At 64.3% G+C, this 14,394-nt stretch carries 2 protein-coding genes (1 of these 2 only partly in view); one reads left to right on the top strand and one right to left on the bottom strand.

Annotation, left to right across the window (positions count from 1 at the left end):
- A protein-coding gene (locus CPH63_RS20760) for a hypothetical protein (protein WP_157749692.1) crosses the window boundary here: on the bottom strand, nucleotides 1–12,834 show its start. It extends 17,991 nt beyond the left edge of the window; 12,834 of the gene's 30,825 nt are visible here — the first part of the coding sequence; it begins with the start codon at nucleotides 12,832–12,834; the stop codon falls past the left edge of the window.
- Between the two features lie 189 nt (nucleotides 12,835–13,023).
- Here CPH63_RS20760 and CPH63_RS20770 point away from each other — a divergent pair, with 189 nt between their 5' ends.
- Nucleotides 13,024–14,169, top strand: a complete 1,146-nt coding sequence (locus CPH63_RS20770) for a hypothetical protein (RefSeq protein ID WP_096304640.1) — start codon at nucleotides 13,024–13,026, stop codon at nucleotides 14,167–14,169.
- Nucleotides 14,170–14,394: the final 225 nt, after the last annotated feature.

A 14,394-nucleotide genomic window follows, 5' to 3' on the forward strand; every position in this document is an offset into this window, starting at 1 on the left:
CCGAGTAAACCCACCCGCCACCACCGAACCCGGTCGAGCCTCCAGGCCGTCAAGCAACACAGACCGACCCGAGGAAGCAGTAACAAGATCGACTCGGTCCAAGAACGACCACACCTGATTCGCCCGCACCCGCACACTCGCCTCAGCCACCGACATAACCGGGTGAAGCCCACCCGCTGACACAACCGACACAACCGGAGCCACGTGCCCTAGCGCAGTCGATGGACCCGCCACCACCGGACCTGCCACCGACACAGCCGTAGGCATCGCTCCAACCGCAGCGGGCCTCTCCGCCGCCCTCGGGTCCACCGCAATCGCCATCGCATCGCCACGTGCGGGCCGGGATGCGTCCAACGGATCAACAGGCGAGCTATCGCCTGACCCGACCGCTTCCGTCCCGGTCGGTACTACCTGAACTGCGTCACCGCTGTACACGGACGCGGCATCGACGTCGTCGGTCCACTCCGGCCGTCGAAGTCCGGGGAACCCACCTCGACGGGTTTGGTGACCCCACATCGAAGACCGCGGCTCAAAGGTTGGGTCACTGTGGGCGTCACTGTGGGAGTCACTGTGGGCGTCACTCTGGGCGTCACTGTGGGCGTCACTCTGGGCGTCACTGTCCGCGGCGCCATCCTCGACATGACCTACCGCACGCGCCGGACGGGCATGAGCGTCCTCATCGAGGCCGACCTGCATGGCACGACGACGACGCGGGGGCGGCGTGGCGCTGCGAACGGGCTGACGGCCCCGCTGCGGTCGGTCAGTGTCATCGCCGGAATCAGCGACATGGCCGTGGGGCACAGGGTCAGCCGGCCTGTTCGGACCGAGTAGGGGTCGCGGCGGACCCTGATAGGGCGTCGGCGGGCGCTCGACTTCACCCGTGTTCAGCCCACCAAGCGGCATTGGTATCCCATAAACATATGCGGCGGCCTCAAGTTCGATGCCGTGTCGCTTCGCGATCTCCGTCCGGGTCGACGGGGTGAGCTCCGTTTGGATGTCCGACGTAGCATCCAGAAACGAGAGCCGCACTCTGCGGTCGTCCGTGGCCGGCAACAGCGTGATCACCCCCTCTAGGGCATCGCGTATGCCTGCGGCACCGAGCGCGTCCGGACTAATCGCAATCTGGATACCGTCCAGAGAGACATCGCTCGGGAGTGGTGGCGGCGGAAGAGCCTCCTCGTCGGCCGCAACGATGTGCACGACGCCGAAAGGATCGGTGCGAGCAACAAGATTGCCGTCCAGGACGACCCCTTCGGATGGAATCAGCGGCAGCGAATTGCCTGCTTCGATCTCCTCACGGAGCGCGTCATCGGCCGTTATGGCGTGGACGAATAAGTTCGTAGCACTTGGGCCATCGGCGTCGTTGGCATCGTCCAGTCGCAGAGAACTTCGAATCGCCTGGACGACGTCGATCGCTTCGCGGTCCAGCCCACGACTGGGAAAGCCGACCTGTAGGACTAGGCCGTCGGGGCGGGATCGCAGGGTGTGGATCAGCCGACCGCCCGGTAGGTCGATGCGAGCATCGTCCATATTGTGGGCATGCAGACCGGACTGGGTAACCACGACCTTCCAGCCGGGAAAACCAGCGATATGCCACACCGTCTCGTCTGCGGTAGCCACCAGGCAGGACTCCTCGGACTGCCACGTTTCGGCTGGGCGGATCTCCAGTGTGGGGATCTGCTGCCGCTCGGCGAGAAAGACGTCTGGGCGCACGTCCTGCACGATGTCCGACACGGAGTCGTCGGCCGGCGCATCCGGGCGGTGGTGGTAGGTGATCCGGGTGGCTATCGGTTGTATTCCTGGCGTGCCGTCCCGCTTTGGCACTGCCGGGAAACGCAGCGAGTAACCACCGTCCTCCGCACGGCCCGGCGCGGCGTGCGCCTCACCAGTTACGGCAGGCGATTTACCAGCTGTCCGCTGGCCAAAGGTTCTGCGTCCGTTCAACGCGCGAACCGTCGGGCGCAAGCCGGACAGGGGCGTCCGGTCGACCAAGGCCTGCCCTAGGGGCACCGGGGCATGGGCACCCGGGTGATCCATGATGATGATTCGATCGGGCTCGGTCGAGACGGGGAGACCGGTTTGATAAGTGTCTTGGTCAACGTATCGCATCGGGGTCGCGCCACCGCCAACGACCAGGGCCATCCGGTTGGTCGCCGGGCCCGCCGGGTACGAGTCGGTGACAACAGTCGACGCTTCATCGGATTCGTATCGGCTCCACAGCCCTGCATCGATCGGTGTGCCCACAACGTCGGCAACGCGAGGATTCCCATATACAATAAGCGATTTCCAGTCGTCAGGGTTCGGAAGCAACTGTGGAATGCCGCTTAGCTTCGCCGTCGTCTCAGCTGCGTTGTGGCTGACTCGGATCAGGGCTCCCCACCCGACGCGAAGCGATGGTGAACCATGTGCGGTGTGGACTCGCCAGACCACGTCCGGCGCAATGAGGTGCGAACGCACTGCGATGCCGTCAACCATCGGCAGGTGTTTCAGGACGATGGAATGGATGTAGTTCGCTCCTGACCCTAGCGTCCTGGTCACCCGATGCACTCCGTACCGCATCGGATTGATGTCCAGCAAGGTGCCGATCAGACCAGTCTTCTTCGCTGCCGGCTGTTTGATGGCGTCCTTCAAGCTACTTTCAGTCTCCGTCGATCGTTTCATCACCGGAGGGGTGTCCGGATGTCCGTCGCTTCGAACCTGATTCTGGCCAGAGCCTCCTGACGTCTTGAACCGAAAGATGCCGCGGAGGCCGAAGTTTCTGGCCCGTGTGCGACCGATCGTCGTGGTCGCCTTCCGGTTGGACTGCATCTGGTGGTCCATACCGAATTCCCAGTTGTCTGCTACATGCAGGTCTTTCACGGGGGCGATGAAATCGACGGTCACAGATGCGTCCATGAACTCCAGCTGAAGCCCGTGCAGGGCTTGCTTCACCCTGAATTCGTGGCCACCGACGGAGGCAGTGGTCACTCCCTCACCGTGCCCATGCATGAACGACATGAGCGCGCGCAGCCCACCCGACGACGCGATGAAGTCGATGAGTTGCTCTCCTGGCGTCCCCGCGGCGATAACCGGATTGATGCCCGCAGCACCAGTCCGTATCCACTGGCTGAGCTGCGGGTTCGAAATTCTGTCCGACCAATCGTGGGCTACCGCAGCCTCGGAGCTAGGCGTCAGATCCGCAACGGCCGGCAGTTTTGCGCCCCTGGACAGCGCATAGCGCAAGAAGGCCCGTACATCGGGTACGTTGCCGACCGAATCGACGGAATGCGGGCGAGGCAGCCGCAGAAACTTCTCGCCGGCTGTCCACACGATGTCCCGTCCCTCTGGGTCAAGGACTGCCGGCGCGGTAGCTCGCGCCGGGAGCGACACGGGACGGTCGGAGACAAGGCCCTCAGGCACGAGGAGAGTGACCCCGTTTGGAACCGTCACCGGGCGCGGGACAACGACTCTTCCCGCGGTGTCGAACAGGAGGCTTCGCTGGGCGCTGATGGCCGGACTGCGCCCGATCGGAACACCGCGCACTTTGGTGAGCTTCACGTGGTAGGTCATATCTACGTCGAAGCGATGCGATTTCCGCGGCCCAATGGTGATCTTGTTGGTAAGCGGCGTCTCGCCGCTGTCACCCGCACGCGACTCTGCCCCGATCGTGCGCCCAGCCCATGTACCGGCGCCGGCACGGGCGATTGCCTTGTTGGCGATGTTGCCAAAGAATGAGAACGCCCCACCGAAGAGTGTCGAGGCGTTGCGAACCCAGTTCCCGAACATGGCGCGAGACGCTTCGCTGGACGTCTCCAGCCGCATCTTGTCGTCGAAACCTCGGTAGCGAGCACCGTCAAGATCCGGCACTGCACTGATGTCGAGGCGGTACAGGTCCCGCCCGGTCGCCGGATCGCCGATCTGAATGGGGACGCTGGCCTGGACGATCTCGGTGAAATGCGTCTGCACCCCGGCGCGGCTGATCACGGTGTACGCATTCGTCAATGCATCAGTAATCGCCGCCGAATCGCGGGCCCTCTGAGCGTCCGAGGTAGTCGCGGAGTCTTCGAGTCCATATACCGCACGCAGTTGCCGTTCGACTTCGTCGTGGACCGCGCCGAGTGGCGCTACATCCTCGACGACGACGTGCCCAACCAGCTTGCCTATCCACCGTGGAAGCCAGCGTAGGCGTGACGGTTTGATAGTCACTGGCACACGGTTCGCAACCCGAGGCGTCCCGCCGCTGTGGTCGATCTCGAGGGGTTCTCCGTTTACATCCACAGCCGGAAAGTGACGCGGCCGGTGGGCGCTGGATCTAGCGTCATCGGTCGCGCCTGCGTGGTGCGCAGTAGGTCTTTCGACGAGTTGCGAAGCCGGGGCAGCTGTACTTGGACCTGGTTCAGGTTCTGTGCCGGGCGCCGCTTCACTCTGCATCGTCGGCGTGTTCGGCTCGGGAACCTCATCCGCGGCACCGACGTCGCTCGATGAGCCTGGCCTCATGAGAGATGCGAGATAGTCCTCAACCTTGACGTGTTCGTCTTCGGGTATGCGGAAGTAGATGCCGTCGTGGACGCGCGCGGTCCGAACCACTGGACGGGCCGGGACCTTTTGGTTCGGTTGGGTCACCCAACTCAAAATCGTCCACGTGATGTCGGAGGTATACACATTGGTGCGGCCGCCCTGAAAGAACGCGACTGAGGTGATGCTCCCGGCGGTGCCGGTGCTCGTCGAGTGCGTTGCACTGTTGTCACGTCCGGCATTGGGGCCACTGCTGATTCGAACTGGTCCGGGCTGGGCTACGGCTGAGGCTTGGACGGAATCGGTGAGATCAACGCCGCTGGCTTCCGTACTGGTGGCCTGCGACGTCCCGACTGCGGCGATGTCGATCATTGCCTTTTCGCCGACGTACTCCGGACGTATCCGCGGTGCCTCCACCTTGGCATGTAGGACCACTGTTGCAAGGACGTCGCCCTTACCCTTGCTGCCAACGATTCGCACAATCAGGCCAGTGTCGTGAATTACGTCAAAGTGGCTTCGGAGGAACTCAGGCGACACGACGCCGGCGAGCATGTCGCGTCCATCGCTTGATTCGTCGGTCAGATAGGTTTCGCCAATCGGTATAGGTGCTTTGTCGACGAGGGTCGTGCCGGAGACGTCACTTTCGTCGCCGGAATCGATCGCCGCGATCGTCTCGGCATCAGACTCCGCCCGGGCCGCCACGGCCGGGGTCCCACCTTCGACCTCCGCGCCTTCAGAGACCTCCGCGGCTGCTTCGGCTGCGAAGTAGAGAGCAGAGTCAGGCGCGGGGGCGGATTCAACGGTGGGGACGGGGTGAAGGTTCGGCTCCCCCGCACCGACGCTGAGTTCATCGTCTTCGTTCGGAAAGCTGCCAGGTACGGGGAAGTCTGCAGGATCCACGAGTTCCTCGTGGTCAAACACCCTGACCGCGTCGTCAACGGTACGCGTCGCCGCTTCCAAAATGCTCGGAACATCTACCACGGCCGTCACGGCATGCCGTGACGGAATCCGGAATCCCGGATCTGAATTGAGCAGACCTCGCGCTGATTGCGTCGCTAGCCTAGACGCCGAGATGGTCGTGGCGGGCCTCGCCGGAAGCAGTTCAGCGGCCTCAGCGTGCGGTCCATGTGGTTCGACGAATCGAGTGAATTCGATATATGGAAAGTCTTCATTGTCAGTTGCCCAGTCATAGGTCGTGTCGGTCACCTCTGTCTCTGGTGAGTGCGGATCAATCAGCCCGGTAATGCCGAGGTTCTCGACGTGCAGACGCAGGTGGTCGCGTGCGCCCCGCGCAAAGTTTTGTGCGGAGACCGAGTCCCGCCTCACCCGGTCGGCCAATCTTCGCAGTTCATCGACGGCCGACGAGAGGTCGGGACGGTGGAGCGCCGCTGAGCCAAGCGCAACTAGGCCCGCCGCGCGGTCACTTGCTTCGTCTACCTGATCGCCCAGTCGCCGAAGCAATTGCTGCGCCGTTTGCAACGACAAGAGCGCGCCTGCATGTCGGAGATTGGCACGCGACGCGGTCTCGGCAGCGGCCAAGATCGCGCCCTCCAATTCGCTGATAGTGCCAGTCGACAGATTCGCGACACGAGACGGTCGAGCAACTCCGGTCTGCTGACTGACCAGGACGGCGTGCGCTGCGGAGTCTCGTGCTAGCTCGAGAGTCAGGCTCAGCTGACCAAGGTGATCAGTGATCCGGTCGTGCTCGTGGGACTCGGCAATGGCCTCAGCGAGTTCGTCCTGAAGGCGTTCTCGTCTACCGATCGAGTCGCCCAGCCGAGCTCGGATTTCGGCGTGCCGGTCTGCTTCACGGGCCGCTTGCTCGTGAGCGGAAGCCCGGCCAGCCGTGCCGGTCTGCGGGTCAAGGACCTGCATAGCCTCCAATCGCGCCGGGGTTCGTGGCAGTTGACGTTCCAAGGCGCCGACCTCAGCGGTGGCCGCTTCGATGGCCCGCCTAAGTCGTTCCAATGCGCCAGGCGTCACAGCCGGAGTCGTTTCGACGGACTCGACCGCGGCGATCAAGCGGTCGAAGCCCTCGGTGCCGCGTGGGACAGTTCTTCGTTCAATCGAATCCGGTGTGTCCACGCTATTGAGCAAGGTGTGCGCGGCCTGGCGGTATCGAGCGGCAGCAAGGTTGGCTCGGGCCAGACGGAGAGCGTCTTGTGCGGCGCCCACCGAAGCGCCCGCATCGTCGGCGGCCGACTTGGCGCGACGGTATGCCGTCTGGCCGCGCAACACGTCGGTGTGGCCGTTGTTAGTGTCAACGCCCGCCTGGGTCTCGATGTCACCTGTCGCGATCTCTTGGTACAGCACTGGATCGGGGGCTCGGGTCGTCAGGCTCTGCGGAACGTAGTACCTAACCGCGCCCGACCCCATTTCGAGCCGCTCGGTGCTCCACTGCTTCGAAGGCTTGATCGGGCCAACCCGTCCCCCGCTGGCATCGGCAAGCGCGTGAGTCGCCCGCTCGATGTTTGGGTCGGATCTGCTCACCAGCAGGACCGAGACCGTATATTCGAGTTCAAAGTCGAACTCCGCCATCGGTTCCGGCGTCGTTGCGTTTCGCGAGATTTTGCTAACTATGCCTGTGTGCATAGTGTTCGTGTCTGTCCAACCCCAGTGCTGGCCACCTCCGAGGTCAATCGTGCGCAGACCGACATTGTGCAACCCGATGCGGGCGGGGATTTTGTACGCGATGCCTCGCGTCTTGCGCATCGCGTAGGCCGCGAGAGCATGCCTCTGCGCCATCAGGAAGAGTCGCGTCCGTAGATCGCCACGTATCCGGTTGAACTTCGGCTTGCCCATGCGCGCCTCGACGAACGCAAACAGGTCGCGTCCCCCGTCAGCCGAGATCAGCCGGGCGCTAAGGCGAGCTCCAAGCATCCCCTCGAGACGTGCATGCGGCCCACCCTTCAGCAGCTTGCCTATCAGCTGGTTAAGGTTCGCTTGGCGGATGCCGCCTGACGTCCCGTCCTGGGTGCGCCAGGAGGGGTGAACCGTCCCCGGGCCCGTCAGAACGTCATCAACGTGCGCTAGCGGAGATCCATCGGCATCGAACGTCGTCTTCCCGTGCCGCGTAGTGACCACCATCGAACGATCGGTACCCCACTCGACGTCACGCGTGATCCGGCCGGCAGGGTCCAGAAACTGCACCCTGACCGGTGTGCCGTCGGCCCCGACGGTGGTTCGCGAAACCGGGACGTCATCGAGCATGCGGCGAACCTCGACACGCCGACGCCCCTGTTCATCCGGGCTGATTTCGCGAGACACGGTTGGGTCGGCAGCTGTTGGGGGTTCCAGATCTCTCGCCGCCGCCCGCAACTCCGCCTGCCAGTCGGGCGGCAGGAAATGATCCACGCCTATTCCGCGTGCCGCGGCAACGTTGGCAATTTGTTTGATGAGCGATTCGGCAACTGCCTGCGAGCCTCGTACTGCAGCTGCGAAGCCTTCACCGAGCGTTCGCCCGTCTGACATGTAGTCCGGTTCAATCCGCACGCCCGGCAGGAAGGTCTCAGCTTCCTTCGCCCGGCGCTCGGTATCCTCGGGGATCAATAAATCGGCCTCAGCGCGATCCAGAATTCCCGACTCGATGAGGTCGTCCCGAGCGAAGCGTGCGAGAACCGACGGCCCGTCGTCTACGGTGCTGGTCAATGTCTTCGTCACTTCGCCCGCATCCGTCGGGAAGTATTTGTTGACGTCGTAAGGGACTCCCGGAACGATGTCGGCCCGATGTACCTGCTTTACGGTGATGTGGTAGCGGACGTTCGCGATGAAGAGGCCAGTCTCCCCTTCGTATCGATGGAACCGAGCCGCTAGCGCAGCACCACCTTGCTCATCGTGAACGTCGGTACCGCTGGCGACATCGACTGGGACCGAGCCTCCGAGCGATGCATACTCGCCCAGATTGCTGCTGCTGCCGTAGTCCTTCGCGACGTCAAGGCTGCCGGAGACGTCACCGCGAGCCAGGCCCGAAGCCCCAACATTGGTCACGGCGTTGATCTGAGAGCGGGTGATGTTCTCCATGGCAATTGTGCGGGCTTGGCTTACGAACCGCAGGCCAGTCACCTCGGCCCGAACGCTGATCAGTGATCGTGTTCCAGATCCGAATCCAGCGTCCCGTGGGTCCTCGGAGTAGACCTCCAAGACCCAGGGAGTTCCATCGAGAGTTTCCTGTCCACTCGCGCGCAGACCCTCGTGACTGTAGTGCGAAAACACAGCGGCCCGGCCCGAGGTACCGACCTGCTGAAGCTCAGGCTGAAGCATTTCGATAATGCGATTCTGCAACGGTGCGAGACTGGTCGCGTCCTCAATCGTCCTGAACTTTGGCAGGTTCGTTATCGGCACGCCGAGATGGCGGCTGCGGACGGTCGCCTCAGCCACACCTCTCAGGGAGTTCGCTCTAACCTCGGCTTCACGATCGCTGTCTGTCTCGGAGTCCTCTCGCCCTGGGATCCCGACAGATCGCTGATCATCGCCACCACGGGCCGAAGGACCCGCCTCCGGTACTTTCAACCGGCCGGCTGCGTCGCTGCTCGAACGGTAGTGTCGTGGCCGAAAGGGAGTCGGTGTGGGGAGCGCGGGTGCTGGAACAGTCGAACTTCGCGGGAGGACCAACATGACGCCCTGAGGTTCGTCGATGGAGACTTTGGCTTCGCTGGAACCATCACGCCAGCGAACGGCTACCGACCAGGAAGCGTCGAATCCGAATAGATCACCGACATCCAAGCTCTTCGCATTCAGCGCGGTGTGGTCGCGTTGGCCAGTGTTCATCGAGCCACTGACGCCACCCTGAGCCGTCGCATCGGCACCTACGTTCGCCGATTTGAATGACATGAATTTTGGTAGCGACAGGTTTAGCGTCCCGCCGAGGCCGAGCTTCCATGATCGCGACGAAGCGAACAGAACCTGCGTCAGACGCGCTCGCCATTCCTGAAGGGTGTTGTCCGGACGAACCGGATCAGGCGTCTTGTAGTGAATGGGATTGCTGAGAAGTGCGCGAAGGTCGATTTCGATCGAGCCGTAGGAATCCGTTGGCACGATCAATACGTCGCCGGCGATCAACGCCGGCATCGCCCCACGGAATGCGTCTGAGGTAACGAGGGTGTCGACGTGTTTGGCTGCCTCCTTCCAGACCTTCGCCGGCAGAGCGTTGCGTATCGCAGCCTTGATCCGACTGATTCCGGCCACGTCGAATGCAGCCATCTGTCCTAGAAGGTCGACGTTGTCCTCGTCGATCCATGTAGGCAGCTTCCGCAGCAGGGAGGGATCGCGCTCCGGTTCGAGGGGCAGGACGGTGTCGTGGTGCGGGCCGGTGAACCGACCAGATGTCCCCAGCCTCGAGGCGCCGTTCGGATCGTGGTCGGCGGCATCGCGAGCCACCGGATCGACCAGGTGCGTGTCGCGCGACGCCATGGAGGGCGATCGCATTGACCCGCTAGCTCGGCGTGCCGATGCGCTTCGTGTGAACGCCGAGTGACTTCTGCTGCGTCGAGGACCAAGGGCGGAGTGGCTCGCTCGACGCGCCGGGTCACCCAAACGCGAGGGGTCGTCAGGGTACGAGTCCACGTCGGCGAGGTGTCGGAGTCCGGTGGTGGTGTGGATGTGGGGGGCCCAGGTGTTCCAGTTGTGGTCGGCGGTGGGGTGTCCGTGGGTGGTTTTTCGGGGGTTGTGGGTGGTGATGTGGGTGGGGAGGAGGGGGCCGAGGGTGTCGGTTCGTGGGGTGCGGAGGGTGCGGTGGACGGCGCGGTTCCAGGTGCCGGGTTCGGCGACGGTCCCAATCCCGATCCCGGTGGGGGTAGTGGTGGGTGTGGTGGTGGGGGTGGTGGTGGGGAGGAGGTGTCCGGTGGGGGTGGTGTGGAGGGTGGCGGCGAGGCCTTGGAGTTGTTCGGGGCCTTCGCCGGTGAAGGCCCAGACTTGGCCGTGGGGGGCGGCGGTGGTGCGGCGTAGGGATTGGGTGAGGGGTTCGGCCAGGTGCGCGGTGTCGCAGGCCAGTAGCACGATCGGGAGGGTGGTGGGGTTGATGTGGGTGATCAACGCGGCGAGGTGGGGTGCGGTGAGGATGGTGTCGTTGTCCAGTCGGATCCCGCCGTGGGCGCCGATACCGACGACGGTGAACTCCTCAGCGCCCATCCGGGTCCGGTCCTCGGTGTGCGCGTCGGCCACCTCGATCAGGGACGGGTCGTGCCTGGCCCCGACGACCAGGGTCCGCCCACCCCCGACGATTTGTAGGTCACCGCTTTGCAACAACCCACGGATACCGGCCCGCACCGACGCCGTATCCCCGACCAACACCCCCGCCCGCCCCGACCCCACATGACCCGGATTGATATGCCCCGGATTGTGGGGTGAGGGCCCCGCATGACCCGGCCCAGCATGACCCGACCCCACATGACCCGGCCCCGCATGACCTGGCCCAGCATGTCCCGGCCCCGCATGTCCCGGCCCAGCATGTCCCGGCCCAGCATGACCCGGGTTGTGGGGTGCGGGGTTGGTGTGGGGTGGTGGTGCGTCTGACCGCGGGGTCGTCGTCAGTGGTGGGCCTGCTGGTGGTGTCGTGTTTGTCGTGGTGGTGGTGGTGTCGGGGGTGGTGGGTCGGGAGGTGTAGGCGGGGGGTGGGGTGCTGGCCCGGCTCGACGGGCCGCTTCCCGGCCCGGTGACCGCATCCGGGGCGACCGGGCCCGGGGTGACCTCATCCGCGGGAACGGGTGTGGGGGTGGTGGGTCGGGTGGTGTAGTCGGGGGGCAGGGTGCTGGCCCGGCTCAGGCTCGGCTCCCCACCGAGGGTGGTGGTGGGGTCGGGTTCGATGCCGGGGTTGGTGTTGGTGATGGTGGCGTTGGGCAGGGCGGTGCTGCTGGTGACCAGACTGCCGGTCACACCACCACCAGTCACACCGTTGCCAGGGGAAGTGCCGGTGCCGGTGGTGTCGTGTCCGTGTCTGTGTCCGTGTCCGGTGGTGGCGTCGATGAGAGTGGGGTGGGGTAGGAGCAGCCCGTGGGTGTGGAGGTGGTGCAGCAGAGATTCGGAGGTGAGACCGGCTAACGCACCGAACCCGCCGGAAGTGAAGTCGTAGCCGTTGGCCTGAGGCTGCCCGGTAGCGATGGTGGCACCGAGACCGGTGAGGAACTCATGCACCCCTTCCGCGACGAAACGGTAAACCGCGGCCCGTAACCCGGCCGAGACCGCCCCCCCACCATGAAACAGAATCCCCTCCGCGATCTGGGCCGCGGCCTGCTTCACACCGGCCACATCAAAACGAGCCGGGACCGGCACCCCGGCCATCACCTTCGCCACCACCCCATCCACCTGCCCCACCCCCAACCCCGCCCCCTCCTGCGAGACGGGCAACCCCGCCTTCTGCGAACCAGGCAACCCAGCCTCCTGCGAGACGACAGCGGGAGAGGTGAGATCCTTCTCCAACAACTCCTTCTCCGGCAACACCTCCGGCAACTTCTCCGGCAACTCCTTCTCCGGCAATGTGTGGGGCAGTGTCTCCGGCAGTGTCTCCGGCAACACCTTCTCCGGCAGTGTGTGGGGCAGTTTCTCCGGCAGTGTGTGGGGCAGTTTCTCCGGCAACACCTTCTCCGGCAGTGTGTCGGGTAGGTGGGGGTGGAGGTGGGGGGCGTGGTCGGTGTCGGCGAGGTAGGTGCGTAACAGCGCCGCGATTCTGTGGCCGAGTTTCTCCCACATCTTCTCCAACGGCAGGTGCAGCAACCCCCCGACCGTGCCGACCACCACCGCCATCACGGTGGACTGGTTGTTCCAGTGGGTGCGGTGATCAGCGAACTGGATCACCTGCACCAACGCGTCGAGACTGTTCTGCAACGCGATCCCCGTCACCACCGCCGTCGCGATATGACCAGCAGTGGAGACCAACAACTCCCGCAGCGTCTGCCCAGCCGCTTCCTTCGCCAACGTGATGATCGCCGCCGCCACATCAAGACCGATCAACCACGCCCACGTCAACGCCCACGCGATCGTGCTGATCAACAACAAGATCTCCATGATCGAAATCAACTTGACGTACTGCACCTGCAACCCGGTGTCCAACGTCAAATCCGCTAACCCGACCAACCCATCCGACAACAACGGCAGATACGCCTGATCACCCTGCACATACTGCGCTAACGCAACCCCCAACCGCCGCTGCGCCTGACCCGACCACGACGCATTAATCCGCGCCACCGCCGCCCGGATCTGCGGCACCGCCGCCAACACATCCCCCGAACCCGCACGCAACCCATCCGCCCACCCAAACAACAACTGCTCATTACCCGCCGGCCACTGCTCACCGGTCAACACCAAAAACAACCCACGCCACGCCGGCGGCACCACCAACTCATCCACACCCACCACCCCCAACCCACACCCACACCCACACCCAACAAACCCACTCCCCACACCCACGCCCAACACCACCCCCCACGTTCACCAACCACCCACCCACCACCAACCCGATGAACCCACCACCCCACCCAGCCGTGGCTAAGAAGACGAACAACCCCACACAGCCACCAGACGGGCAGGAGACAGACCATGACCAACACACCCACCGGCGCGACCACAACCGCTGAAGAAGCGGTCGCCCAACCCGGGGTCACCGAACTACAGCCCCGGCCGCGCCCGACTTCGACCGCGGATCTGTGGCAGACCGTCAGCGAGCTTGCCGGGCGCATCCCAGACGACGGCCTGCTGATGATGCGCATGGCCATCGACAGCGGCGAACCAATGACCGCGCTGACGATGATCGCCGAAGTCGTAGCGTCCGGACACCTGACGATCACCGCTCGAGAACAAGCCCGACTCAGCCGCCTTGCCCGGGCCTACCGGACCGACCCAGCACCCTACGACAAGGCGCAGCCCGTCGAACTCACGCCGCTGCCTTATGAGTTCGACGCGCCGGACTTGCAAGACGACTGGGCCGACTCAGCCGACGACCTTGCCATCCTGGCCGCCGCCGGCGCCGGACAGTTGCAGGGCGAAGACGGAGACGAGCCAACTCTCGTCCTACCCGACGGCCCGCTCACCGTCCGCGCACTCTGGCGCGTCACCCGCACTTCATCGCGCACCAGCACAGATATACGGCTCATCGAGGTCTCAACTGGTTCGGATCGAATCGCCGCAACCGCAGCCGCCATCACTGCCCTGGCCGACTACGGCGTACTGGTCCCCCGCGTCGAAGTCTTCGGCGAACACGACCAACTGACCCGCTACCAGCAGGCCGCTATGGCCGGCGCCGCCCTCGTCTGGATCGCCGAAGAACCGACACCGCCCACCCTCGCTCCAGTCTTCGACGGAGCCCACGACGGGGTCGGCTACTTCGACCCAGAACACACCACACTCACCGAAGACGACCAAGCCGCCGTCCTGCATTACATGCGCTCAGCAGACACCCTGCTAGCCGGCCCAGGCCGCCTCGATGACGTCATCACCGGCGATCCCAATTGTGTTCCGACTGACTACCGCACCGACGGCCAGTGGATCTGGTCCGCAGCCAGCGAGTACTACCTCGAACGACACGGCTTCGCACCCGACCTCGCGCTCACCAACCACGCCACCTCAGCGACACCCGCACCGACAAGTCGCCTTCAACGCCACATCGCCATGGAGACACTGCTAAACGCCGCCCGAGCAGCCCAGCCTCCGATCAGCGAAGCCACGGAAGACGAAACGCCGTCGTGAGCAAAGGCACGAACACACGCGATCACCAATGATTCCAACGCATTCGACTTCGTGACCGACGTGCCGAACTGGGACGCGAACCGTTCGGTCGTGCCCCATAGCTTCGGCCGCTCCAGCGCCATCGAGCGGGCCGTCGTCTGGATCGTCGCCTACCAATAGCCGTTGCGTGCCCCGGCCCGAGCCTCAGGCACCGCGGCTGCCGGCTGGTAGCGGGCTAGACCGTGG

Origin of the sequence: Jatrophihabitans sp. GAS493, assembly GCF_900230215.1 — a bacterium.
Lineage (GTDB): Bacteria > Actinomycetota > Actinomycetes > Mycobacteriales > Jatrophihabitantaceae > MT45.

What these genes read in the sequence shown, in the direction of transcription:
- CPH63_RS20770 (WP_096304640.1), top strand. Translation starts at nt 13,024, where the DNA reads ATGACCAACACACCCACCGGCGCGACCACAACCGCTGAAGAAGCGGTC.